Genomic DNA, 26108 nt, shown 5'->3' on the forward strand with positions numbered 1-26108 from the left:
TGACGTATAATCAATACGCTCCTTCACCCTTCAAGAGCGCCGGGATAGTGCGATAGATAATCAACAGGTCTAACCAGATCGAATAGTTGCGGATATAGTGCATATCGAGCCGGACGCGATGCTCATAACCGAGATTGCTCCGCCCACTGATCTGCCACAACCCAGTTAAGCCCGGTCGCACAGTCAACAAGTTATGCTGCCAGCGCCCAAAATGGTGCATTTCGCTGGTGGTGATCATGCGTGGCCCAACCAAGCTCATCTGACCCAGCAACACATTGAAGAGTTGTGGGAGTTCATCGATGCTCGTGCGGCGCAAAAAGCGACCGATCGGCGTAATCCGGGGATCGTCCTTCAGCTTACCGTGGGTTTGTAATGCTTCCCGCTGTTCCGGCGTGAGGCGCTGGTCGCCGTCAACGTACATTGTGCGGAACTTGAACGCATCGAACTCGCGGTAGCCGACTCCGATCACGCGCCGGCGGTGGAAGATCGGGCCGGGACTATCAAGCTTAATCGCGATTGCAACGATCAGAAACAGCGGTGCGAGCAAGATGAGGCCAACCAGCGCTCCTACCCGGTCGATGATCGTCTTGCCAATTGCATGCAAGCCGGTAATGCGCGTCTTGTTGAGGCTTAACAGCGGTACTGCCCCTTGCTCGCGTACCTGCACGCCAATCGTAAGCAGGTCAAACAGCCCCGGCGCTAGCCGCACTTCGAGTTGGTTCAGCAGATCCATGGCGCCGTTGAGGTTGATCAGGTGTTCGCGGATCAAGTTGGTATCGGCAATAATAATCGTCTCAACGTTTTGTTCTTTGACCAGTTGCACAAAATCACGTGTTGTCCCCAATATCCGCGCCTTGCCAGCGATCACGTCGCTTCCCACCGGCAACCGGTCATCAATAAAGCCCACAATCTGCGCGCCAGCCCGTTGTTCGGCCAGCAACTGCTCGGCAATGGCCCGGCCCTCTTCAGTAGCGCCGACCAACAATACGCGCTCAAGCAAATGGCCACGCCGCCGCAACCAGTACACGATGCGGCGAAAGCCGAACCGCCACGCGATCGTTAAGCTAAACGAGAGGATCCAGCTCATCACCAGCCAGCCGCGAGCCACGACGATATCCGGCAAGAAGAAGGTAAGTATGACGACCAACAACATCCCCTTACTGGCGGCATTGAAGACCTGATTGTATTCGTGGGTGCCGTTGAACAGCGCCGTGTGCTGGTACAGTCCATGCATCGCAAAGAGCGCGATCCAGCCGGGCACCAGCATTGCAATCAAGAGACTATAAAACTCTGGTTGCATTGCGCCTTCGGCGAAGATGGGCAAGTTGGTGAAAAAGCGCACCGCATACGCGAGTAGGAAGCTCAAGGTAATCACCGCTGCGTCGCCTACCATCAGCGTGCCGATCAGAGCCAGCTTCCGGTACGAGATCGCCTCGCGGTCGGAATGAGTAGCAGCTACTTTGGTTAGCTCAACACTGGTCAGGCTCATACGTCACCTCAGGCAAGTGATAAAGCGGCTGCCGATGGATGCTGGGTAACGATCGGCTGAATCTGTCCTGCTACCGAGCGCGCAAAGGCGCAAACCGATTCGCCGTTGGTGAGTTGCGGGTAGATTTGGCCGGTATTGGCAAGGAAAAGACCGTGAATGTCAGTGGTGATCGGCGGGATCAAGTCGGTTGCGCCAATGGGGTGGATTGGCTCCACATACCGTTCCCGCCCGATCCGGATCGCAGCGATCTCATCGTCGCGCAGATCGGGGAACATCTGCCGCAGATAGCCAAGGAAGACGTGACGCAACTCATCATCAGGCATACGGGCAAACCGGCTGTCGGCGGCGACGTATTTCGGCAGGTAGACGAGATGATACCCGCCCACGTACTGCGGATCGATCAAGTTGGTCGTCTCGATGACGCCGGTGAACGGAATGCGCTCGTCGGTGATATTGAGTGTGTAGTAGGGCGTCAGCCGGCGGCGCAGCACGACCAGCATGCAAACAATGCCCAAAAAGCCGTCGAGTTGGCCCCACCGTGCTGATACGGCTGCCGCTTCCGGCGGCAACAACCGGCGGGCGATTGGGGTTTGGGCCGTAATCACCACATGGTCGGCTGAGATTTCGTGACCATTGACAACCAGCCCGCTGACGCGCCCATCCTCAACTTTGATCGTGTCGATTGTCGCGTTCAGTTCGATCTGGCCGCCGCGCTGCCGGATAGCCGCCGCCAGCGCATCAATCAATTCTTGATAGCCATTGGGCAGGTAGCACATCAACTCTTGGCTGCCGCCTTTGGTGCGGGTATCGGTCGTGCGCACTAGCCGTGACCAGATGTAGGTGGCCGGCACTTGGCTAAAATCGCCGTCGAACTTGGCTCGTAGCAGTGGCGCCCACACATGACGCACCGTGCGTTCACCACTGAGACGGGTGAGCCACTCGGCGACCGGGAGTTGTTCGAGACGGCGCCAGTCTTTGATCTGGCGGCAGGCAAGAATGGTGTAAGCGAGGCGCAGACGATCGATCATACGCAGTGGCGGAAAGCGCAGAAACTCCAACGGCGTTGACATCGGGTAGATGTTGCCGTTGTGGTAAAAGCCCATCTTGGTCGCGGTATAGCGCAAGCGGCTGCGCAGTCCAAGCTCATCAAACAGGTTCATCAGGGTGCGATCACTGCTGAGGATCGCGTGATAGTAGCGATCGCACTCCATCCCGCCAAGCTCAGGAAAGCGCGTGCGGCCCATGAGCCCGCCAAGCGTGCTGGCGCGCTCCCACACCCGTACCGGTGTGCCGCGCTTGAGCAGCTCATACGCAAGGCTTAGCCCGAGAATGCCGCCGCCGATAATATCGACCATTGATTGCATCTCCCTTTCTTGACCCCCGTTGCCCATTTCCCGCCGCTAGCAGCGGCAAGGCCGGTCATCGCAGGTATTGGTTTTACAACGTCGCTAGGCAGTCACCGGATCGCTCACAGTCAATGCATTGACCGCTGCTGCGATCTGGTGTAGCTCGTCGTCGCTCAATGCCGGATGCACCGGCAAAGCGATAATTTCACGCGCCACCCGATCAGCTACTGGGGTTTCGGCTTCAATGCCCAACTTGCGGTACAGCGGTTGTTGCGGGATCGGCAGCGGGTAGAAGATGGCCGTGCCGACGCCGGCTGCATTCAATTGCTTGATCGCTGCGTCGCGATCACCTAATACCCGGATGGTGTACTGGTGGAAGACGTGCCGCACATCAGGCTGGACAAAGGGCGTAATCACGGCGGAGTGGCGAATCTGTTCGCTTAGAAACGCGGCGTTCGCGATTCGTTTTGAATTGAAGCGATCGCACTTGGCCAATTGCGCCCGGCCAATCGCAGCCTGCAAGTCGGTCATCCGGAAGTTATAACCAAGCAGTTCGTGGTAGTAGCGCACCCGGCTGCCATGGTTGCGCAGCAACCGTAACCGCTCGGCAATGGCCGGATCGTTAGTCGTGATCATGCCGCCTTCACCACTAGTCACGTTTTTCGTGGCGTAGAGCGAGAAACAGCCAACCCCAAAGCTGCCGACTGGTTTGCCGCGGTAAGTAGCGCCGATGGCTTGCGCGGCATCTTCGATCACGGCCAGATGGTACCGCTGCGCTAACTCCATTATCGGCGCCATATCAGCCGGTTGCCCGTAGAGATGCACTGGCATAATCGCCCGCGTCCGCGAGGTGATCGCAGCGGGGATCAGATCGGGATTGATGTTGTAGGTGTGCGGATCGATATCAACGAACACTGGTGTCGCGCCAGCCATCAGGATGCTGTTGCCGGTGGCGATGAAGCTGAATGGTGTCGTGATCACTTCATCACCCGGCCCGATATTGTGGGCCAAGAGCGCGAGGTACAGCGCGACGGTGCCGTTCATCACGGCAACGGCATGGCGCGTGCCGCATAACGCGGCAAATTCGGTCTCGAATCGCTCCACTTCCGGCCCTTGCGCGATCATACCCGACCGCAACACGGCGAGGACGGCCTCTTCTTCTTCGCGCCCAATCAGAGGACGGGCAACCGGGATCATCGCTAACCTCCTACTTCAACTGTCTGCAAGATTGCCGGCTGGAGCGACAGTTCAATCTGCTGGCCCAAGTTGACCGCTAGCGCGTGGCAGATAGTGCTGTGAATATCTTCTACTTGCGGCATCACGTGGTTATTGATGTGCAGACCGATCTGCGCAATCTGGTGCAGGCGTCCGCCGTTGAAGCCGGTCAGGCCAATGGTGACAGCGCCAACTACATTACCCCACTCGATGGCGCGCACCACGTTCGGCGAATTGCCGCTGCCCGAAATGGCGACGATGATATCGCCATCGCGATAGAGCGCCTTTAATTGCTCGACGAAGACATCGGCATAGCTTTGATCGTTCGACCATGCGGTAATGAGCGGTACATTGTCGGTGAGGGCGATCGCGCGCACCCGGCGCACTGATGGTTTGATCGTCCACTTCGCCAAATCGCAGACAAAATGCGAGGCAGTCGCGGCGCTACCGCCATTCCCGCACACAAAGATGGTGGCATCGCGTTTATACGCTGCCCACAGCGCATCAGCCACCTGTTGCAGCGACGCCTGCGGCAACTGCTCAAGCGTCTGGCGAATTTGGTCAAAGTATGACGTGAGTGTGTTCATGATCCTCCCCCCAATACGGTGATGTGAACGATAGCTAGGAGCGCGCAACCATCAACATACCGGCGCAGATCACTATCACGCCAGCGGCGCGCAGCGGGTTCACCTGTTCGTGCAACACAAGCCATGCCAATAGGAAGATGATGATATGGTTGAGACTCACGAACGGGTAGGCCACGCTGAGTTCGATTCGCGAGAGAGTGATCAGCCAGAAGAAGGTGCCGATGCCATAGATCAGTAGACCGCCAATCACCATCGGCGAGGTGACGATTCGCCAAACAATGCTGGGAGTCGTGTCTAATGTCAGCGCCAATGGCCCCATCGATCCCATCCCCTGCTTTAGCATCATCTGACCGATCACCCCTAGCGCAGTGGCAATCAAAATCAGCATAATCGTGCTCATAGCCAGTTTGCCCTTTCGTGGCGTTGGTTGCTCGGTTTCTGTGGCGTCTGCTAGTGCGGTCGTTGCAATCGTGCGTTCTTCCACCTGTTGCATGCGTTTCTCCCATCATCTCGCAGCCATTGGTTAGTGGCTGCGTGGTAGCGCTTTGGTTCGCGGTTGCGCCCATAATCGGCGGCGCAGAATGCCGGCCATATACCGTAGGTGGGTTTTCGTGATTTGCCACACCCGCGCTTTCGATTGCCCGTACTGCCGCACCCGCAGCGTGGTTGGGTATTCGGCGACCCGATAACCGCTGAGGATCGCTTCAACCAACCATTCAGTCACCATCAAAAATCCGTCGGCATACGTGGTGACCCGTTCGATGACTTCACGCCGGCAAGCGCGGAAGAGAGCGGTGTAGGTGTGGATGCGCGGATTGACCAGCACGCGATAACAGAGCGAAGCAGATTTGCTGATGAAGACCCGGTAGGCTGGCACGTTCTCGATCCCGCCGTCTGCGTGATACGGCGACGCTGTCACCAGATCGACATCGGGCGTTAACCGGTTGAGCAGCGCCGGGATCTCGCTGAATGGGTAGGTGCCATCACTATCGCAGGTAACAATCACGTCACCCGTGGCATGTGCGAAGCCGGTGCGCAAGGCGGCCCCTAAGCCGCGATTAGTGGCGTGATGCGCAATCACTGTATCGGGCCAGCCGCCAAAGGTCTGCTCAAGCAATTCGCCAGTGCCGTCACGGCTGCCATCATTGACCAGCACGAGTTGAATCCGTCCGCGCTCGCGGAGGGTGGCCAACGCCTGCGTGAGCCGCTCGTGCATTGCATCCATGCCTTCAGCTTCGTTGTAGCAGGGGATCACAATCGATATGTCGTATCCGGTCATGACCTTCTCCTCGTAAACAGGCGCCGGTGATGAGCGAGAGCAAGGTGTTGAATAGAAAGCGCTACTCCAATGCCAGTCAAATTATCGATGTATGAGCTAAAGATGCTCTGAAGATTAGCGTGGAAAACATGAAGATTTCTTCATCACTGGCGGTAAGGTAGTGATGTGCCGGCTGAAGCGTAGACGGCTTCCAGCCGGCTAACACTCTGCTGCCAGTTGTGATGGCGCTCGACGTACATGCGTCCCGCTTGCCCAATCGCAGCGCGACGCTCATCATCGGCGAGCAAGGTGAGGATGGTATCGGCGAAGTTGTTGGCATCTTCAGCAACCACCAGATCGTGTCCGGGCTGCGCGCTGAGCGCAACCGTCGCTTGTCGGGTGGTAATAACGGGCGTAGCGGTGGCCATCGCTTCAAGCACTTTATTCTGCACCCCTACGCCATAGCGGATGGGGGCGACCGCCAGTGTGGCTTCGGTGAGGTAGGGGCGTAGGTCGGGTACGGCGCCGGTCACAGTGATCCGCGGATCACGGGCATAGCCGCGCAGTCGCGGCCCCGGCTCGGCCCCGGCCAAGGTGACGGTCACTTCGGCCCGTTTGGCCCATACGCGCGGCATAATCTCTTCAATTAAGTAGCGCGCGGCTGCCTCGTTCGCGTGGTAGCTCATCTTGCCGGTGAAGACAAGATGGTGCGGTTGGCGCGGGCCGGTATAGGCTTGAAAGTAGGTCAGATCGACCCCGTTCGGCGCGACGATGATTGGGCTGCCTCCCGGACGGTCGAGGGCGCGGTTGAGTGTCATCAATGCCCAGCGGTCTTCGGGCGAGGTCACCGCGATTGCGGCGAAGCGGTGCGGGTAGGCGGCTTCGTAACGCCGGGTGCGGGCCAGATCGGCCAGCGCGCGCAGCCGGCTGCTTAGGTTGGCGCCGCGCCGCAGTGTGCGCTCGAATAAGAGGGTGATACTGTCAACGGCATCGAGCACGGCAGGAGGGCCGTCGCCGCATTGGTGCAAGGCGACGCGGACGATCTCAGCCGCGCGGAGGTGTTCGATGTGGATGACGTGATGTTCACCATGCTTGATTTCGTGCGTGACCGCTGCGACCATCGCGGGAGTTAGGCAGTGGGCCGCTTGCAGGGGCAGTTCGCTCGGTACGGCGCGCGCGTAGGCCAGCAGGTGATCGGTGCGTCGCACCGGCACTGCGACTACCCGCCGGCAAATTGTTCGCAGTTCGGTGAGCGCTGCCGCATTGTCGGCGGCGCTCACCAGCGTGATCGAATGCCCGCGCTGCGCTAAATGCCTGATGAATTGGTACGGACGCACGCGAATCGGTGATGGGGTGTAGGGCGCAACAAACAAAATGTTCATCATCGCTGACCCGCTGGCAGAGAATTGACTCGTTGCAGTGCAGTGGCGTACAGGTGATCGATAGCTGGGCAGACTACTCTCCAGTCGTAGCGCTCTTCGGCGACGCGCCGCCCCTGCGCGGCTAATCGTCGCCCTAGCTCCGGATCGCGCAGGAGCCGGATTAACGCTTCGGCAAACGTCTGCGGCGTGTCACCCACTAGCAGGTGCTCTCCCGGCGTCAGGTCAATCCCTTCGTACCCGATGGTCGTTGAGACGATTGGCAGGCCACGGGCTAAAGCTTCCAAAATCTTCACCCGCATGCCGCCGCCGGCATGTACCGGCACGATCAAAGCTGCCGTCCGTTCGAGGTATGGACGTGGATCGGCAACGTAGCCGGGCACTTCAATCGCGGGATCGGCGGCTAACTGGCGCACCGTCTCCGGTGGGCGCGAACCAACCAACGCGACCCGCGCCTGTGGCACGGCTTGTTGTACCAATGGCCAGACTTCGCGGGCAAACCAGAGCACGCCATCGACATTGGGTGGCCAAAACATCGTCGCCATACTGAGGATCGTATTGGGTGCGCTGTGCCGTTGCACCGGCGCTTCGCTGTGAGCATCAATCGCGATCGGAATGATCGCCGTGGGCGGCAATTCGACCCCAGCGTCGGCGGCGGCGAGCTTGAGAAATGCATTATCTGGTTCACTTACCACCAGCATGCCATCAAAGCGCGCGCACAACCGCGCCTCGGCCCGCCGCAGCCGGCGAGCTTCGATCTGCAATCCGATTCGTCGGATCAGATCAGACCGGGCCGCCATGCGGGCGACAATCGTCCACACGGCATTGTGTTGGTCGATGATCCGCGCCCCTCCCGGTAAATCAACCGCAAACGACGCCATATTGAGCTGGTCGGCATGAATGATGTCAAAATGCTCACGCGCGGTTAGTTGGCGCAGCAACTGGTGCAGTTCCGGCGAGGCGTCGCGACTGAGAATGAACGACTCACCGGTGAGGGCGCTCTTGAGCAAAAAGCGCGCATCTTTCCAGCGCGAACGCTGGAACGGCACGGTGTACACTTCACGGCAGATCCGGCGGAGCGATTCGGCATGCGCGCGCTCTTGCTCGTTCCGCACCAGCGAGACTAGCGTGACCTCGTGTCGCTCACATAGGTACTGCAACACGTTGTAGGTCTTGATCTTGGGGCCGCTGTCGGGCGGATAAGGTGCGATCAGTGTCAGCATCAAAATACGCATGAGTTCACCTCTGGGCAGGCGGCGCCACGGGTGTGGTGGGCGGAGTAGCGGCTGGGCGCGCGCTCGCGCGCTCTGCCGCTTCGAGCGGGCGCAATAAGATGATGATGCCGGCGACCAACACGGCGATCAGCGGCAATAAGCTGGCCGCTCCCTCAAGTTGTAAGACCATGCCGGCGTTGCGGGCAATATCGCCCTGTTGCCATGCTGGAATGACATACTCGCGCCACGTGGCCCGGATGGCGTCGCTGGGGAAGAGTTGGGTTGCTGTGGCCTCCATCCAAATGAGGATCCATGAGACGCTGAGCAAGCCGAGGGCGCCAATGCGCCACCCAATCCGGCCCCAGCAGTGCCCGATCAAGAGCGCCGCTGGCAGGGCAAGGAAGGGGATCAGCGGCACAATATAGCGCGGCCCGGCGGCAAATCCGCCCCACCACATAATCGACGACCCGTAGAAGAGCAGAAAGGCTAGTGGTACTAGTACTAGCACCCACCACTCGGCCCGCTGCTCGCGCCGTTGCCAGCCGATCCAATAGGCCGGCAATGCGAGCAGCAGCCATGGTGCGCGGAAGAAGAGGCCGCGGAACTCGCTGAATGTCAAGCCCCAGATGGCCTCCCACTGGGGGGTCGTGAGGCTCATAAAACCAGTGTGGTGCTGCTCTTGCCAAAGCGCGGAATAGGCGTAGCCAATGGGCCACGGCGTGCCAAAGGCGGCAAGGTCATAGCTGATCAACAATGCTCCCGGCAACACTCCTCCCACCGCCATCGCTGGCAGCCAGCGCCAACCGCGCCGGTAGAGCGCGTACAACCCAATAATGGTGGCTGCCGGCGCCGCCGGGTATTCGCTGATCACGGCCCAGCCAAGCAGCAGGCCAACCAGCGCACTGCTAGCCCACGGTGACCAGCGCGCCGGTGGTGACCACGCGAAGGCGAAGGCGGTAAAGAGGAGCACTGCTACCAACTGGTGAGCGTAGAAGTTGCCGGCGTATGGTGCGGCGCTGGTAGCTAAACCATACCCCAGTGCGCCGATACTGGCCGGCGCTGGCGCTACGCCGAGCCGTTGCAGCACCCGAAAGAAGAAGCCGCCAAACAACGCCGCCGGCCACGCGACTACCACTAGCGTGAGCAGATACTGCACCAACGCAAACCGAATCTTGTCAGCCTGTAAGCCGCTGCCATCGGGCTTGAGCGTCTCTTCAAACCGACTGCCGATCCGCTCGAATTGGGCTTGCACTGGTGGCGCGTCAAGCAATGGCCGGATAGCAGCGTAGATCGGGATACCGAGAAATGAGAGACCCGGCGGTTTATCGGTGTAGGCATGGCCGTTGTAAAGCGCGTAGTCGCCGGTATTTGCAACGTAGCGATCGATTTTTGGCGTGCCATCGTCAACCAGCGCCAACACCAAATTTAACCGCGAGTTCTGGTTCCAATCCGACCAGCGCGGCAAGACGTAGGCATAACTGCACAACAGCAGAAAGACGATCAGCCAAAAACGACGCATAGCGATCCTTTCGTCGAGTTATTGTTCCCGTCGCTGCCACAGGGTGTACGGCCCGGCACTATAGATGATGGTGTACTCACGCACTAAAGCATCGACGGAATAGATGCTGGTATATGCGCTAAATGGCCCGGTCAGCACATATTGCGGCTGGGCAGCGAGGCCATCATAAGCCACCGGCGGCCCGTTCAACCATGCCTGCCGCACTGCCCGATCAAGGAGTTCGGTTGGCACGTAGTGGTAGGTGTGGTCGGTAAGAGTAGCTAATTCTGGTTCCCATGTCTCGATGATGCGATCGGCAGGCACGGTCTGGTTGAGGAACGCTGCCATCCGGTGAGCTGAGTCATCGGGAGTGAACACCACCTGAGCAGTCAGGCTCAGCGAGAAACCGATCACCAACGCCAAATACGCGCCGGCGACTCCGGCCAGCAGTGGTTGCCGGTGTTGCCAGAACCAACCGATCAGGTCAGCGATCATACGTGCCACCGCCGGCGCGCCTAGGGCAACCGCCGGGAAGGCGTAGCGCGGCCAGCCGAGCGATACAAGGTACCAAACCAGCCAGAGCACCGCCAAGAGGGTTGGCGCTAGTTCGGCGAAAGCAGCAGCACCCCCACGCCGGCACCGCCAGAGGCTGTACAACAGCGCCGGCACGAGCAAACCGCCATACACTTGCACCAGATAACGCCCTGCGCGTAGGGTCGCTTCCAGATCAAACACAAAGATAGCGCCGCCGGCTGCTTGCCGGGTCTTGGCGAGATTGGCGCTGAAATCAGCCGGGCCGAGGAAGGCCAGCATGATCAATAACCAGCCGGCAAACATACCGCCAGCAATGATGGGCGGCGCCAAGCGCAACCACCAGTCACCCACCCGGAAGTAACGCCAGTCGAGCAGGGCCAGCAATCCTAAACCCGGCGCTACGATCAACGCAAACTGGTTTTTGGTGATCAGGGCCAAGCCAAAGCCAACCCCGGCGAGTAGCGCATAGCGCCGGCGTTGGGCCGGCTGAAAGATGGCTACCGTATACGCCAGCAGACCAGCACCGAGCCACGCTAGTCCCGGCACCTCGCCCAACACTTGCCGGCCATATTCGACCATGCCTTCAAAGCCGCGGGTGCGTGAGGCGAGCAGTAACAAGATCGTCAGCAGCGCTAAGCGCCCCCCATGCAAGCGGCGGGCCAATTGATAGAAGATCAGCAGTGCGGCAAAGAGGTACGCTACGATCACTAGCCGCGCCGGCAGCAGATCGACCCCCACCACCGCAAAGACCAGCGCCACCGGCAACATCACTGTCGGCCCGACCCCGATCGTTGGCCCAAAGTAACGAAACCCTTCGCTGCTGATGTCGGCATAGACGCCATAGCGCACCAGCGTCTCTGGCACGTGCAGGTGCGATCCTTCATCGAACCACGTGCGGGGTGCGTAGGGCAGGTTAATCAAAGCGAGCATAACGATGAGAGCGATTAAGATGAACGCTGCAATGCGCTCGCCATTGTGAATAAGTGTGGTTAATGAACTCCGTGGTTGGGTGGCGATGGGTTTATTCATAATTCCCCGTTGCTAACGTCAGTGGTGTCCGGCAGCAATTGGGCTTGGCGGCTGTAGTGGTTGGTAGAACGCTGCGCGCTTCGGTGCTCTATTTCCCCTCTCCCGCAAGGCGGGAGAGGGGCTAGGGACGAGGGCTGCGGCGCATGCCGCACATACCGTTGCGTTATCATCCCGCCCTTACTTCGTGAGAGAGGCGGGGGTTGAGAGCTACATCGTGCCGCTGCCACTCAGGCGGCGCAGGCCCTCATTGCGCACGCTGCCGCCGATCCATTTCAGATGGTTGACGCCGATCTGCCAGAGTTGGCCCCACGTCTCGGGGTTGGCTGCGCCCTTAAGGAAGGTCATGATTGGGCGTGGCCGCAATGACCACTCGCGTGCCGCCCGCTTGGCCCAGTATTCCAGATCAGCCGAGCTGAGGTGCGGGTAGTTCAACACCGTGTGGGAATACATGTCATAGTCTTCCCACTGGTTCATTTTGATCCAGCCGTTGGCTACCGCTTCGTAATAGAATGGCGTGCCGGGGTAGGGCGTGGCGATATGGAAGAGGGCGATATCAAGTGGCAACCGCTTCGAGAGGGCGATCGTCTGCTGAATCGTTTCGACCGTCTCACCCGGCAGGCCGATGATGAAATAGCCCCAGTTCATGATCCCGGCCCGGTGGCTGGCTGTAATTGTCTCTTCGATCCGCTTGACGGTGGTGCCCTTACGTGCCCGCTTCAGCACCTCTTCGCTGCCGCTCTCAAGACCCCATGCGATCATAAAGCAGCCGGCCTTGCGCATTAACCGCAACTCATCCTCATCAACAAAGTCAACCCGGCTGTTGCAGCTCCAGCGCAACTTGATGCCCTCTTTGATAATCGTATGGCAGAGGTCGTAAACAAACTCCTTCTTGACCGTAAACAGGTCGGCCTCGAAGTGGATGTGATGCATGCCCATCTCTTTGAGCATAATCATCTCTTGCAAGACGTGGTGTGGGCTGCGGTGGCGCACGCTCGATTGATACGTCACGTGCTTGATGCAGTAGCGGCATCCGGCTGGGCAGCCGCGGCTGGTCAGCACAAAGGTGTAGGGGCCGCCGACAATCGGTACCTTGTAGCGCTGCCACGGCAACTGGTCGTGCAACGGGATAGGCAAGGTGTCAAGATCTTCAATAAATGGCCGGTCAGGATTGATTCGTACCTCGCCGTGCTCGTCGCGGTAGCCGACGCCGAGTGTTTCGCGCAAGGCTTTGGCAATAATCTTGGGATGCACACCGAGAAACCGTCCGCGGGTGGTCAGGTACGAAGCGTCAGGGAATGGCAATTTGCGCCATGGTGCGGTAAGATCAGGGTTACCGACTGGCACTGTCTCGTCGGCGTGCTCTTGCTGAATCACTCGGTCAATCGTGCGGATGACATCGACAATGGTCAGCTCTGGTTCCCCGCGCACCACGATGTCGAGCGTCGGGTACGATTCGAGCGTCTCGCGGGTCATCGGCGTGACGTGGGTGCCGATCGCCATCGTGATGGTACCCACCGCTTTACCGATGAACGTCGTCCGCATGTCGTTCGTTAAGGTGGGCGCCGTCGCGTGAATGATCATGTAGCGCGGCTTCTTTTCCCACATATATTTCTCGAACGATTTCCAATCCATCATAAGGCCGATTGCATCGATCACCTCGACCGTGTAACCGGCCTCTTTTACCACCGCGCCGATCTGGGCTAGTGCGGTTTGCGGCCAGATAATACCGTCGCGGGTGCGCCGGCCAACACGGGCGATGTCACGCAAGAAGAGATCACCGTCGGGCGATGGCGGGTTTAACACCAGCACATCAAGCCGGGGCGTCTTCTCGCGCGGCATTTCAACAAAGCGGATCTCGCCGGCGCGTTCGTTGGGTCGGGCCGGGGCGACCAGCTTAATGCCGGTCGGTTTATCGCCCGGCGCTTGTTTGCGTTGAGTTGGCGTCGTTTCCTGCTCGCTCATGGTTCTCCTCTTGTTGTTCTGCATCACGTGATGCGGTAGCGCCGCTGGTTGTCGTAGCGATGTGGGCAGGGTAAAAGCGGCGGAATGCGTTCATAACAGACGATCCGAACGAAAGGTATAGACCGTGAGACACGATCAGAAAAGTTATCAGCACGAAACCCGTATTGATCAATGGGCCGACGATGAGGTGCAGTGGGCGGTTCCAGTGGACGATTTCCAAGCCGAACAGCACATCGATCGCGTGATGGAGTTCGCCGGCCACGTGCTTTTCGTATTCGTACCCCATCCCAAAGAGCAGCGCGCTAAATAGCCAGACGGCATTGGCCCGTGATGGTTGTTGGTAGAGCTGGATGCTGAAGAACAGCGCCGCTGCTATTGCAGCCATAATCGGCCAGTTGTGGCTGATTAAGATGATCAGATAGCCGATCACATAGTGAGTCTGGCCGAGGTTCTGTTCACTCCATACGTAAAACGACTCCACATCCTTGCCTTGCGCTAGGCTGTTTGCGCTGCCGGCTCGACCGGTGTTGTCAGCGGCGTGTATGTCCAGTTGAGATCGGCCACTTGCTCGCTCTCGCGCCGGCTCAGTTCGGCCAAGACTCGCGCCAGTCCCCATGCGCTGACGAGTTGCACTCCCATCAATACCAGCATCGCGCTCAGCACAGGCGCGAACCACGAATTAGCTAGCGCCGGATTGGTCAGGTCAAACGCGACCGCGGCGATGTAGGTGACAATTCCGCCAAAGATAGCCAGTAATCCCAACCACCAGTAATGGCGCTCGATCCGGCGTCCGTTGCCACGTCGGCCAAACAAGCCTTGCCTGATGGCGCGCTTGTGAAAGAGGGCGACCAGATAGCTGAACGAGGTGCCGGTGGTGTAGAGAGTCACACCGGCGACGGCGAGTACCAGTGCGCCGAAGAGCTGCGGGAACGACCAGCCGCTCAATAGCCCTAGTCCGATCCCGATGCTCTGTCCCACTGTGATCAGCAAGGCTAATGCCAACAAGGCTAGCCCGATTCCGCCAAAGATTCGCACCGGGTTATAGGTCAATGCTGTCCAGACAATCGATTTAGTAAAGCGCAGACCGTCGCGAATCACGTGGAGCTTGCTGCGACCCGACCGTTCTTTGTACGGGATGGGTACTTCGACCATCCGTAGCCCTTCGTGGAGGGCGCGGGTGCTCATCGCAGGGGTGAAATCGAGGGTGTTGGGCAGCGGGTAGATGACCGGCAAGATTGAGCGGCGCAACACGCGCTGGCCGCTGGCGCTGTCGCTGATCCGCACGCCAGCCACTAGCGAGAGCATTGTAGCGAAGATCGTGTTGCCGATCCGGCGCACCAACGGCATCTCGCTGTGCGCACCCGCCATGCGGCTGCCGATCACGATGTCGGCGCCTTCCAGCACGATTTTGCACATCTGCGGGAAGTATTCGGGCGGGTAGGTGCTGTCGGCATCGAGGAAGCCAATCAGCTCGCCGCGCGCTTGGCTGAAGCCGGTTTTCAATGCGCCGCCATAGCCGCGATTCTGCTGCCGGATCAACCGCACCCGATCCCCAAAGCTCTGCACAATTGCTGCGGTGCGATCCTTCGAACCATCGTCAACCACAATGCACTCAAGTTCGTCAACGCCAACCTCTTGCAATGCCGGCCGGATCGCCAAGACTCGTTCGATAATGGCTGCGATCCCGTCCTCTTCATTGTAGGCCGGTATCACAACAGAAAGCGTGGTCATGTTTCCCCCTCCCTTTGGTTGCACAGTTGCAACCCTACCGGACGCACCGTTGTGCGCCTCGCCGTTTAGTACACTGGCATTGCCAATTGTTCGATAGGTAACGGATCGGTACTCAGATTGCGCACTACACGGGCGGGATTGCCCACCGCAATGCAGTAATCGGGAATGTCTTTCGTCACTACCGCGCCCGCACCAATCACGACATTCTTCCCAATCCGTACACCGTCGAGAATGATAGCGCCGCTCCCGATCCAAGAGCCGTCGCCGATGCTGATCCCCTGTGCGGTAATGCCTTGGGCGCTAATGGGGCGGGTTGTGTCGCTAAAGACGTGATTGACCGCCAGTATTTGCACGAGCGTCCCCAAATAGACATCATCGCCGATGGTAATACCGCCTTGACCGCGCAGAATGCAGCTTTCGCCGATGAGCGATCGCTGGCCAATGGTGATGTGGCTATGGGGGAGATTGCGAAAGTTGTAAACGTGGAGAATGGCGTTTTTCATCACCATGCTTTCGTCGCCGATGGTGATGCCTCCCGGACAAGCGTGGAGGTAGACGCCGTGATCGAGGTACACTCCCGCCCCCAGTCGCACGTTACTGGCAAAGCGGATGCGCACGCCGTCTTCAATGGCAGCAATGCCGTCCATGTGCATCATGGCGCGGTAGGCGATCGCGCGGATGCCAATCCCGATCACGCTCGGTATCCAACCGAACAAACTTTGCATGAGCTGCTCGGTAATGTACCGTGGCAGAGAATTGGCTTGCCGGTTGAGGTAGAGCTGCAATCGATCGGTCATGGTTGGTACTCATCCACCCACACATCTTTTTCTAGGTGTTGCCAGCATAACTGGCAGGTCTGAACTTTAACTAACTACCGGTAGGTGTGAGCGTGACAAAAACGTAATAAGGAATCTCCGAGCGACGTTGCATTGCAACGTCGCTCGGAAGGGCCGGCCAAGCGTAGTAGTTACTGAGCGTATGCGGCCATAATCGCCACGGCCCGCTCGGCGGCTCCGCTGACAATCGGCGAGCGCGCTGCGCGCAGGCGAGCGAGTCCGGCGGGACTGAGCCACGTCGCAGCTCCTGCAAGAATGCTCTCATAACGGTTGCCGATCAGCACTGCAACCCCTGCATCAACCAGATAGCGCCATTCAGTCTCGTTGCGCACCAGCAGGATGGGGGTGCCGAGCACGGCGGCCTCTTCTTGCAACCCGCCTGAATCGGTAAGCAGGGCTTGGGCCGCTTGCACGAGGCAGAGCGTGTCGAGGTAGCCAAGCGGGCGTGTGGTCAGAATCCGTGGCGAGAGCTGCAACCCTTGCCGTTCCAACGCCGCGGCGGTACGCGGATGTACGGGGAAGACGATCCGATAGCTTTCGGCGAGTTCGTTGAGCGCGCGCACGATGCCGGGCAGCACTGCCGGTTCGGTGTTCTCGGCCCGGTGCAGGGTGAGCGCGAGGTATTCACCCGGCTGAAGTTCCAATTGGGTTAAGATCGCGCTCTGTTTGGCCCGCTCACGATGCAGCAGCGCTGCGTCAATCGCGGTCGAACCGATCACGTGAATGCGCTCCTCCGGCAACCCCTCAGCGCGCAGGTTGTTGGCGGCAATCTCATCGGCGGCCAGCAGAACCTCGGCGATATGATCGACAATGATCCGGTTAAGTTCTTCGGGCATAGCCCGGTTGAACGACCGTCCTCCCGCTTCCAGATGTACTACCGGCAAGCCGAGTTTCGCTGCGCAGAGTGCGCCGGCCATGGTCGTGTTGGTGTCGCCTTGCACCAGCACCAGATCGGGCCGTTCTTGCAGCAAAATCGGTTCGAGCCGGGTCAGAATGCGCGCCGTCTGTTCACCATGCTGGGCCGAACCGACGCCAAGGGTGTAACGCGGCGCTGGTAAACTCAGCTCTTCGAAGAAGATAGCATCAACTTCGTAGGAATAGTGCTGGCCAGAATGCACCAAAATATGCTCGAACCGCTCTTCCAGTAGTGGAATGAGTGGTGAGAGTTTGATAATCTCAGGTCGGGTGCCGAGCACGGTGAGGACACGAGCCATAGCTTACCTCGCTTCGTATTCGAGTTGAATGCCGTAGTATCGCTGCAAGAAGGTGCAGAGCGCATCGAGTGGCGCAGCATGGCGTGGACTGCGCCGGTTATTGGTCAAATCGAGCCATAGATCCGACGACGGCTGCCAGTCGCGCCGGCAGATCAACCAGATGGTAGAGGGAGCGGGATCAACTGCCGGTACGTCACTTGCTGCCGGCGCAATCGCGATCTGGTAGGTTTGCCGTCCGGCCTGCACGAGCAGGTGGGGCTGTTTGGCCAGCACCCGTAGATCGCCATGCGCAGCCGCTAGCGCCACAAAGTGGCGCACCATCTGCTCAGCGATCGCGTCGAGCCGGCGCGGAGTGATGGCGCGTTGCATGCGGCTCATCGCGTTGACCACCCGCGCTGGGTTGCCTTCCACAATTGAGTCGGGCGGAATCTCGCCACTTACCACCGAGCGCGAGTTCACAAAACTGTTATCGCCGACCGTCGCGCCGGGATGGAGGAAGACCCCGGCGGCGCACCAGACTCGGTTGCCGACCGCCACCGGCGCGAATCGTACCCAGTAGCCTTCAGTGTACGGCAAGAACGAACCATGGGTGTAGACCATACAGCGCGCGCCGAGCGCGCTCCAGTGACCGATCCGGACTTCTTCTTCGGTGTTGATCAGCGATTGCGGGCCGATGTAGCTGTGATCGCCGATGCGTAAGCCATCAGCGCCGTACACGAGCGTGAAGCTGCTGATGATGCTATAGCGACCAATGCTGATGTCGCCGCCGCAGTTGATCACCGTCAGCGCCCGGATAGCGCTGTAGTCGCCGATGCTGATATGCCGGCCCATGACGGTGGCGAACCAGCCGATCGAAACGTCGCGTCCGATCTGTGCACCGCAGCAGATGCGCAAGATCGCCGGCTTGGTCGCTGGCGGTGCGATGAAGAGTAAGATGAAGATGATGGTGCGATACAGGTTCATAAGGATACCGTAGATGTCATTGCAAGTGATCCTTCTCGGCGCGGTAAATAACGAACCGATGACAGGTTCATAAGGATACCGTAGATGTCATTGCAAGGGAGCGGCGGTACCACGCACAGCGGGAGGTTGTCCGACCGAAGCAATTTCCCGCTGGAGCGGTAAGTATACCTGAGCGGTTGTCTCCCGCGCTCGCGGGGGATTGCTTCACCGCGCTGCCCCTCCGTTCGACTCGCAATGCCGAGCTGGTCTGTCATGGCGCGGTGGTGCAGCTCCCGAAGCAATCTCCCGCTGGAGCGGAACCGTTGCTGGTACGCACTGGTGGCGGGCGCGCCGCTCGCGCTCCGCCTGCATTGGAGCGTTCACGGCCCTAACCCCTCGCTCGCTGCCGCGATCTGCTCTGCGCGCTGCCGCCAATGTTCGGCAATTGCTGCCGGTGTGGCGAACCAGACCCTTCCCCGCGCTGCCAGATCTTCCCACAACGCACGGTAGGTTGCCGCCCATCCCGGAAAAAGCCGGTCATCGTAGACATAATCATGTACGTCAACGAGCAGTAAACCGCCGTGCCGGGTCACCGTCTCGCGCAGCTCAGCGAGCAAGGTCTGGCGATCACCGGGATTAAACTGTTTCTGCCCAAACAGATGGTCATCCATCCAACCGGTAGGCAGTTGCAGGGTGCGAATCTCGCGGCGTAACCCACGGTGCCATGGGAAGAAGGGCCATACGCTGCTGCGCCGCCAACCAAGATAGCGGTTGTGGGTCAGCGAGGCATCGTAGCGAAAGCCGACGTGCTCATGCATCAGCAGGGTCTGTTCGGGTTGGCGCGGGTCGAGATGCCAGTAGTGGTGGCGGTTGCCGTCGATCGGTTGCCCGCTAGCTGCGGCAAGGCGGGCGCGTTCGGCGGCAAAGAGCGTGCGGTCGGTATAGGCGCGATAACTCGCGTGCAGCCCGATTTCCCAACCTGCCGCGCTGATTTCTTGAAACAGCGTGCGAAAGTGCGGCGCTTGCACGTCGTAGAAGGGATCGGGTAGGCCGGTAGCGTATTCCAACAACGAGCCTTGGCGGGCGACAAAGTAGAACGCCGAGCGCGCCCCGATCCGCTCTTCGAGATCCATCCACGAGCGAAAGTGCCAGTGCGTGCGGCGTCCGCTGATAATATCCATCGCCGCGCCGAGGCCGCCGTTCCCCTGCCGCAGCAGGATGCGCAGCGGCTCGAGCCAGCGTATCACTTCCGGGTAATCGACATCGTGGCCGCAGGTAGCAGCTAGTTCTGCGCCGTTCGGCCAGCGCGGCAGGCCGGGTGGCAAGCCGCAGTGCCGGAGCAGATCGGCTAGCCAGCAACCAACCGCCGATGCCAATGCGCGGCGCAGCAGGCCACGCTCGAGCATCGGCGTGCCGGTCAGGTCGCGGTAGCCGTGTTTAACGGTCGGGTATTGTTCCTCTTCGTAACCGCTGAGCAGCCAGAACGCGGCAAAGATGGGGTCATCGGGAATATGCAGCGTGCTGTCACTGGTCGTAGGTTGGGCGTCAGCCTGATCACCCGCCAGCAACGGCAGATCATACCCATTCCACTGTTTCGCGCCGAGCAGGCGCGCTTGGGCAGGGTTGACCCACCGCTCGGGCCGCGCATGGATCACGATCTGGGCCGGTGGGGGTTGGACCTGCCCGGCGGTGTATGCAATCGTTACCCGCTCGCTGTCCCACGGTTGTTCACACCAACCGTACCCCATTCCAGTGAGCAGGGTGCGCCAGATATAACCGATCTCGGCGCGGTGCGCCGCCAGCGCAGGGTCAATGGCAAGCGTGATAATTGGAATCATGGATGTTGTATGATTACGCTTTCCGCATCTTCTTAAACCGGGCGCTGTGCTGTTTGTCCTCGGTGATGATGATCTTGACTGGAATCTTGTACGGCGCGAGCCGCTCGCGGCAGAAGGCACGCACCCGCCGCTTAAACTCGTTCGGGTCTTCCGGCTCGAACAGATTGAAGCGAGCAGTGACGATCTGGCCGGTGATGGGATTGCTCTCACCCACTACGGCCACGTCTTTCACATTTGGCATCTGCAACAGCACGCTCTCTACCTCTGCTGGGTAGACCTTCTGCCCGCCGACGTTGATGATTTCGCTCCGCCGTCCCAAAATGCGGATGTATTCGCCATCAACTTCGACCACATCTTGTGTATTCATCCAACCCTCTTCGTCAAATGGGCTGGGTGCGTTAAGGTAGCCGAGCATGGCCGATTTGGCCCGCACCCACAGCACCCCATCGACGATCTTTGTCTCGAAGCCCTCGCCGCCGACTTTGACCCATAGCGAGTTGGAGTCGCGCGATTTCGAGCGCAAGATGCCAAGCTCTGAGAGGCCATACGTTTGTAAGAGCTGCACATTAGGGAAGAGGTTGTGAATCCGGTGCAAGGTGCTCTCTGGCATCACCTCGGTGCCGTAGGTGATCAGCTCAAGCGACGAGAAATCATAGCGCCGGTAGGCTTCCGAAATCAACAACAAATTGAGAAAGGTTGGCGAGGTTGGTAGGGTTTGCACCCGGTGTGTCTCGATAGCGCGGCAAACGATATCGGGATCGCGTGATTGCACCGCTACCACCGTGCCGCCGTTGGCCAGCGTGTAGAAGAGCGTATTGATCCCGCCGATGTGGTCGAGCAGCAAAAAGGTCAGTGTCACCCGGCGATGGCGCGGCACTTGGAACTTCTCTAACAGCGGGATGAAATCGTGCAGGGCTGCCTTGCTCTTGCCGGTCGAACCCGACGAGAAGAGCACCAACCCCGGATGACCGCGATCGATCAACTGGCGGGTGAGCGGATTGGTCACGGCAACGGTGCGGCGCTCGATCTGCCACTGATCATTGTCATCGAAACTAACCACGACCTGCACTTCGGCGATAGCGAGAAACTCGTCGCGCTGCGCAGCAACGCTACGGGTCAGCGGAACCACAATCGTGTTGCGTTCGATCAGGGTCAAGAGCAAACTCACTGCGTTCGGCGAATAATCGCCTTCAATCGTCACGACGTGGCCGGGGCCGACATCGTGTTGGTCGAGCGCCGTGTGCCACGCTTGCATGCGCGTCAGTAGGTCACGGTATGGGTAAGGATGGTCATTCCAGACAATGGCCGGGTGATCGGCCCACTGTTCCATCCGTTCACGAAGCCATGCGATGCTCATAGCAGCCTCCATGCGACAATCGGCATTAGCCGCCGCCGCCGAGATAGATCACCTGTCCGGTGATATAATCACTGGCCGGATTGGTAAAAAAGTCAATCACATGGGCCACGTCGGCAAAGGTGCCAAAGCGCCTGATCGCAAGCGTGTCAATGATATGCTGCAACTTCTCGCGCGGCACACCCCGGATCAGATCGGTCTCGATTGGTGTTGGCCCAAGCGCGTTGACCGTGATCCCAAAGGGGGCAAATTCACGCGCTAGCACGCGCGTCAGCATTTCGACCGCGCTCTTCGCTGCGGTGTAGAGCGCCTCTCCCTCAAGCCGCAGTGGCACAGCGATGGTGCTAAAGTTGACGATACGGCCATAGTTGCGCCGGCGCATCAGTTTGGCCGCTTCTCGGCAAACGAGAAAACTGCCCAGCACGTTAATGTTCAATATGCGACTAGCCGTTTCTCCCGGGGTCAGCAGGGCGTGGTTCATTGCCGCAATCCCGGCATTGTTGATCGCGATATCAAGCCGGCCATGCCGGCGCTGAATGGCGCTCAACATCGCTTTGACCTGTCCTTCGTTGCTGACATCGACTTGATGGTGCGTGTAGCCGGGCAGTTCCCAATCGACTGCACTACGCGCACATCCTTCAACCAAGGCGCCGCGTTGCAGAAAGTGCTCAACCAGAAAGCGCCCGATTCCACGGCTGCTGCCGGTAATCAGCACCACTTCCTGCTTAGTCACGTCCGTACTCCTCGGTGATCAATTGCTCGAGGTAATCAACCAATGCCCCAACGCTGCGGAATGGGCTATTGCGCTGCGACATCGCTCGATCATCGGCTAACGTCAACGTCAACCCATGCTCTTCTTCGAGCCGTTGTTCAAGATCGACCACCATAGTCACGAGCGCTAAAGAGTCGAGCAGTGCTCCCTTGCCGAAAAGGAGCGTGTTCTCGTCAATCGTTGCCGGCGAGGGGCGTCCGCTCTGTTCGAGCACGTCGCGCAAGCTTGTGATGACGAGATTGGCGAGGTTTGTTCGGCTAACGGGTAGGCTGGTCATACGCTGGTTACTCCTGTGTCGACGATGCTTGTACGCGGTGCAAACGGCTGATCAGAGGTATATAGACACGGATGTTTTGATCGTTTTCCGGTGGCGCAATCACTGCTGTTAGTGTAGTGGTTGGTGTTGTCGTGAGCGTGCTCACCGGGGTAGCGGTGGCGGTGGGCACCGGGGTAGCGGTGGGGACGGGGGTGCTGGTGGATGTAGGAGTGATCCCACCACTAAACGGTGTATCGGTTGACCAGTGCTGGGTCGGGTTGCCATTACGAGGTTTGAGTTCACCAGTGCTGATCCCACCCGTTGCGCTATCGGTGATGACCGTTCTCGCACCTTCATCAAATCGGTAGAGGGCCACAGTATCCGCATCGACCGGATGGGGCGCGGTTGGACGGAGAAAGGCGTCGGTGTAGCGCACGACGCGCGAGATGCGGAGATCATCGAGCCAGCCGTTGTAATGCCGACTGCCGGGGTAGTCGTGCTTTTCGGCTCCCAGCACCAAGAAAGGGTCGCTGGCGGGGTACGCGGTGGCGCGATTGAGCCGGTAATCGATTCGTCCGGCTGGGCCAGCGATAGCTCCGTCAGGCTGGCCATTGACAAACAAGCGCACCTGCCCGCTCTCAGCGCGGGTAATCGCGATGTGATGCCATTGCCCGTCGGTCACAATCGTAGCGCCGGTCAAGAGGGCTTCATCGCTCCCGATACTCACCCCCACCACTAACCGCTGATTGCAGATGGCGACGCCATAATCGCCATAATCGCCAGCGCCAAACACATCTCGGTCGATGAGGATGTTGCCGGTATACCAACCACCGGGACAGGCCGGGGCGGGGTTGTGGGCAGCAGTGGCTTTCATCCAAAACTCGATCGTGAACGCACTGCTTACATTGACGGGATACGACGTAGTAAGACGTCCGCTGCTGTTGATCGAACCAAGCGGAATCTTAACACGGTCAGCATCCGTATCGCCACTTCCATAGAAGCGTAGTGATGATCCTCCCTGTGCTTGCAGGGGGTTAACCAGATTCGGCGTGTCAAATAAAATCGTAATAAATAGCAGCCCCGTCAACGTGAGTTTGAATGTAGCTTGGTTGAGCTGGTATCCGCAGTGAAGCTGCATCCCTTATGTCCCTCCTCTACGGCGCTGTTGGCGCAGTTGACGTTACCCAGAGGGGGTCGTCAGCATCAGCGTTAGGGGTCGTGCCAAGGGTCACGGTGCGATTGTTGCCGGAACGGTCAGTGGTGACTTGGCCGCTCCCTTCGTCGAAGCTAAACAAGGCCAGTGTATTGGCATCGGTCGCGAAGGCGGCGCTGGGTGGCGTAAAGGCCGCCGGGTAGCGAATCGTGTTCGAGACGCGCAGTTCATCGAACTGGCCAGTGATGAAGCCGTAGCCGGGCACACCGCCGAGCACAAAGTCCGGGCCGGCGGTTATTGTCCCCACGGTGACAGTGGTGCTGGGTGCACCGTTGACAAAGACGCGGGCAGTGCCGGTGGCAGCATCGTAGGTGACGGCGATGTGATGCCAGTTATTGGCTGTCAGGGTGGTGGGGTGAGACACCGCAACCCATTGGCCATTGGTGCGCAAGACCCACCAGACCACCCGGTTATTCTCCAGTTCCAAGGCCCAACCGGCATTGCCAGTAATATCGCTGGCGGCGATGACGCCGGTTTGACCGGTGGCGCTGGGGCGGAACCAGAATTCGAGAGTATGGCTGGCGTTGAAGCCGGGGATCGCCGTGCCGCGTGCGCTGTCGTTGCTCACGAAGCTGAGCGCGAAGTTACTGCTCGGCATGGGGGTGTTGGTTGCCGTCGCGGTTGGTGATGGCGTATTCGTTGCGGTCGGCGTCGGCGAAGGGCCGTTGGTTGCGGTTGCGGTTGGCGCCGTCGAAGCAGCTAACGTGACAGTTGCATATCCTATCACTTCACGCGCATTGAACACCTGTACCAGCGCACTGACCTCGGTGCTGAGACCGGTGATGGTAAAGGTCATGCTCTTCGCCCCCGCTGGCGCTCCCGTAGGGAGACGCAACAACAATGCGCCACGGGCAACGCCGCCAGAGAGTGCATCAGTCACAGCGGCGGGATCAACCGCAAAGCTAGCCTCACCACCAAAGCCACTCACTGCGCCGGCGCTCAGGGCATTGGTTGGGATGCTCGGGGGCAGCGTGATCAACACACTTCCGCCTGCCGAAATCGCATCCGTCGTAAAGTTCAGCGTATAGCTGGTACCGGTCTGCGCAACACTGACGCTCAGCGGTGTGCCGGGAGTCATAGCGGCCAGCGCGAAGCGACGCGAATGAGGCCGCGTGCTGGTCGTGTAATAGAGCCGGTACGATAGCCCCTCTTTCAACGCACGCACGGCCCACACTTCATCGGGCGAACCTTCGTTAATCGTATCCATCGCGCCTGTCCACACCGGTGTGTTCGGTACGGCACGCGTCCAGTTGCGACCATCAGTTGAGACGAGGTAGCCAGTGGTGTAACCTGTATCGTAGCCGTTAGCCTCGAACCACATCCGGTAGATCGCGCCGTCTTTGATCACCATTGGCACACCGACGTTGTTGTCGTCAAAATCGCGGAATGGGCCGGGCTGCACCACCGAACCATCGCTAAACGTCGCAATCCGCGTCCAGTTGATTCCATCTGGCGAGACGGCGTAGCCAATGCGGAAGATGTAGCTTGGTGAGGTGCGCACACCCTCAAACCACATCCGGTGACACTCGCCACTGGTGCGGCCATCTTCGCATGGTGCGATCGGTGATGCTTCATCGACCAGTACCGATGGGGCGACGACATACGTCGTATCAAATTGATTGGCTTGCTCTGACGCGCGGATCATTGCGCCGCCAGCCAACGGGCCGGGCACGCGCGTCCACGCGATGCCGTCGATTGACTCGGCTAAGCCAATGCCATCAATGACACCGGGTGCAGCAAATCCGCTGTAATACATCCGAAAGCCATTACCATAGCGGATTACATGCATCGTCGTCACGCCAAAGTTGTCAAAACTACCGGGTACGCCAGATCCGATAAATACTGCGCCGCCGGCGAACGGGCCGGGCATGCGCGTCCACGTAATGCCGTCGGGTGAAACCGCGTAACCAATTCGCCGGATCCCTTCAATAGGGTTATTAACCCCGACATACCACATCCGGTAGCAGACACCGCTCGTGCGCCCGTTCTCGCAGGGGCGTAGTGCCGATGCTTCATCAAACACGACGCTCGGTGGGAAGATTTCGTCAGCATCGAAGTTCGTGCCGCCGCCGCCACAGGCGCTGTCAGCGATGCCAAAGATCGCGCCGCTGGCACATGAGCCGGCGACGAAGCTCCAAGGCTGATTGTTGCCGCTCGGTGGCGGGGTTGGCGTAGGTGTGGCAGTATTCGTTGGCGCTGGGGTTGGCGAATTGATCGGTGTTGGGGTTGTCGTTGGCGGTATCGGGGTTGGGGTTGGGAAGATACCGCTTCCGATGATCGTTACCGTTGCATACTCCAATACCTCGCGGCTGTCGAAGGTCTGCACCAGTACGGTGGTGTCTGCCGCCGGTGGGGTGGCAATCGCAAAGGTAATGCTCTTAGGGCCGGGCGCGGCAGCCGTGCTTAGCCGGACGAGCAACGCGCTGCGGGCGTCGCCTCCC

The 26108-nt window shown here is 59.4% G+C and carries 22 protein-coding genes; all 22 read right to left on the reverse strand.

Annotation, left to right across the window (positions count from 1 at the left end; genetic code table 11):
- Positions 1-10 precede the first annotated feature (10 nt).
- Positions 11-1489 carry a sugar transferase gene (locus Q1A00_RS15195; RefSeq protein ID WP_298403719.1) on the reverse strand — a complete coding sequence of 493 codons (1479 nt, stop codon included), beginning with the start codon at positions 1487-1489 and terminating at the stop codon, positions 11-13.
- Between the two features lie 8 nt (positions 1490-1497).
- Positions 1498-2844 (reverse strand): NAD(P)/FAD-dependent oxidoreductase, encoded by a 1347-nt coding sequence (locus Q1A00_RS15200; protein WP_298403721.1) that lies wholly within the window; start codon positions 2842-2844, stop codon positions 1498-1500.
- Between the two features lie 93 nt (positions 2845-2937).
- A complete protein-coding gene (locus tag Q1A00_RS15205) occupies positions 2938-4032 on the reverse strand; it encodes a DegT/DnrJ/EryC1/StrS aminotransferase family protein (RefSeq protein WP_298403724.1) in 1095 nt (364 codons plus the stop codon).
- A 2-nt stretch (positions 4033-4034) separates the two neighbouring features.
- A complete protein-coding gene (locus tag Q1A00_RS15210) occupies positions 4035-4637 on the reverse strand; it encodes an SIS domain-containing protein (protein ID WP_298403727.1) in 603 nt (200 codons plus the stop codon).
- 34 nt (positions 4638-4671) lie between these two features.
- On the reverse strand, positions 4672-5130 hold the full coding sequence (locus tag Q1A00_RS15215; protein ID WP_298403729.1) for an EamA family transporter: 459 nt from the start codon (positions 5128-5130) through the stop codon (positions 4672-4674).
- 30 nt (positions 5131-5160) lie between these two features.
- Positions 5161-5916, reverse strand: a complete 756-nt coding sequence (locus tag Q1A00_RS15220; protein WP_298403732.1) for a glycosyltransferase family 2 protein — start codon at positions 5914-5916, stop codon at positions 5161-5163.
- Positions 5917-6059: 143 nt separating this feature from the next.
- Positions 6060-7280 carry a glycosyltransferase gene (locus tag Q1A00_RS15225; RefSeq protein WP_299757620.1) on the reverse strand — a complete coding sequence of 407 codons (1221 nt, stop codon included), beginning with the start codon at positions 7278-7280 and terminating at the stop codon, positions 6060-6062.
- Positions 7277-8509 (reverse strand): glycosyltransferase family 4 protein, encoded by a 1233-nt coding sequence (locus tag Q1A00_RS15230; protein ID WP_298403739.1) that lies wholly within the window; start codon positions 8507-8509, stop codon positions 7277-7279. The genes Q1A00_RS15225 and Q1A00_RS15230 overlap by 4 nt, the downstream gene beginning before the upstream one ends.
- Before the next feature lie 4 nt (positions 8510-8513).
- Positions 8514-10007 carry a hypothetical protein gene (locus tag Q1A00_RS15235; RefSeq protein ID WP_298403742.1) on the reverse strand — a complete coding sequence of 498 codons (1494 nt, stop codon included), beginning with the start codon at positions 10005-10007 and terminating at the stop codon, positions 8514-8516.
- Positions 10008-10025: 18 nt separating this feature from the next.
- Entirely contained in the window at positions 10026-11549 is a 1524-nt protein-coding gene (locus Q1A00_RS15240; RefSeq protein WP_298403745.1) for a glycosyltransferase family 39 protein, read from the reverse strand.
- 207 nt (positions 11550-11756) lie between these two features.
- On the reverse strand, positions 11757-13511 hold the full coding sequence (locus Q1A00_RS15245; protein WP_298403748.1) for a radical SAM protein: 1755 nt from the start codon (positions 13509-13511) through the stop codon (positions 11757-11759).
- Positions 13459-13992, reverse strand: a complete 534-nt coding sequence (locus Q1A00_RS15250) for a hypothetical protein (protein WP_298403751.1) — start codon at positions 13990-13992, stop codon at positions 13459-13461. Before Q1A00_RS15250 ends, Q1A00_RS15245 begins: the two co-directional genes overlap by 53 nt.
- Before the next feature lie 14 nt (positions 13993-14006).
- A complete protein-coding gene (locus Q1A00_RS15255) occupies positions 14007-15242 on the reverse strand; it encodes a glycosyltransferase family 2 protein (RefSeq protein ID WP_298403754.1) in 1236 nt (411 codons plus the stop codon).
- 65 nt (positions 15243-15307) lie between these two features.
- Positions 15308-16039 (reverse strand): DapH/DapD/GlmU-related protein, encoded by a 732-nt coding sequence (locus tag Q1A00_RS15260; RefSeq protein ID WP_298403756.1) that lies wholly within the window; start codon positions 16037-16039, stop codon positions 15308-15310.
- A 170-nt stretch (positions 16040-16209) separates the two neighbouring features.
- Positions 16210-17292: a non-hydrolyzing UDP-N-acetylglucosamine 2-epimerase gene (wecB, locus tag Q1A00_RS15265; RefSeq protein ID WP_298403757.1), complete on the reverse strand. Its 1083-nt coding sequence runs from the start codon at positions 17290-17292 to the stop codon at positions 16210-16212.
- A 3-nt stretch (positions 17293-17295) separates the two neighbouring features.
- Positions 17296-18255: a transferase gene (locus Q1A00_RS15270; RefSeq protein WP_298403759.1), complete on the reverse strand. Its 960-nt coding sequence runs from the start codon at positions 18253-18255 to the stop codon at positions 17296-17298.
- 359 nt (positions 18256-18614) lie between these two features.
- Entirely contained in the window at positions 18615-20072 is a 1458-nt protein-coding gene (locus Q1A00_RS15275; protein ID WP_298403761.1) for a polysaccharide deacetylase family protein, read from the reverse strand.
- A gap of 13 nt (positions 20073-20085) precedes the next feature.
- Positions 20086-21429, reverse strand: coding sequence for a fatty acid--CoA ligase family protein (locus Q1A00_RS15280; protein WP_298403763.1), 1344 nt, complete (start codon positions 21427-21429; stop codon positions 20086-20088).
- A 25-nt stretch (positions 21430-21454) separates the two neighbouring features.
- Positions 21455-22159: an SDR family NAD(P)-dependent oxidoreductase gene (locus Q1A00_RS15285; protein WP_298403765.1), complete on the reverse strand. Its 705-nt coding sequence runs from the start codon at positions 22157-22159 to the stop codon at positions 21455-21457.
- On the reverse strand, positions 22152-22475 hold the full coding sequence (locus tag Q1A00_RS15290; RefSeq protein ID WP_298403768.1) for a hypothetical protein: 324 nt from the start codon (positions 22473-22475) through the stop codon (positions 22152-22154). The genes Q1A00_RS15285 and Q1A00_RS15290 overlap by 8 nt, the downstream gene beginning before the upstream one ends.
- A gap of 7 nt (positions 22476-22482) precedes the next feature.
- Positions 22483-23592: a LamG domain-containing protein gene (locus tag Q1A00_RS15295; protein ID WP_299757630.1), complete on the reverse strand. Its 1110-nt coding sequence runs from the start codon at positions 23590-23592 to the stop codon at positions 22483-22485.
- Positions 23593-23608: 16 nt separating this feature from the next.
- Positions 23609-26108 (reverse strand): LamG-like jellyroll fold domain-containing protein (locus tag Q1A00_RS15300; protein WP_299757633.1); only part of this gene is annotated, 2500 nt, incomplete at its 5' end.

This window comes from uncultured Chloroflexus sp., assembly GCF_938091255.1.
Taxonomy (GTDB): Bacteria; Chloroflexota; Chloroflexia; order Chloroflexales; family Chloroflexaceae; genus Chloroflexus.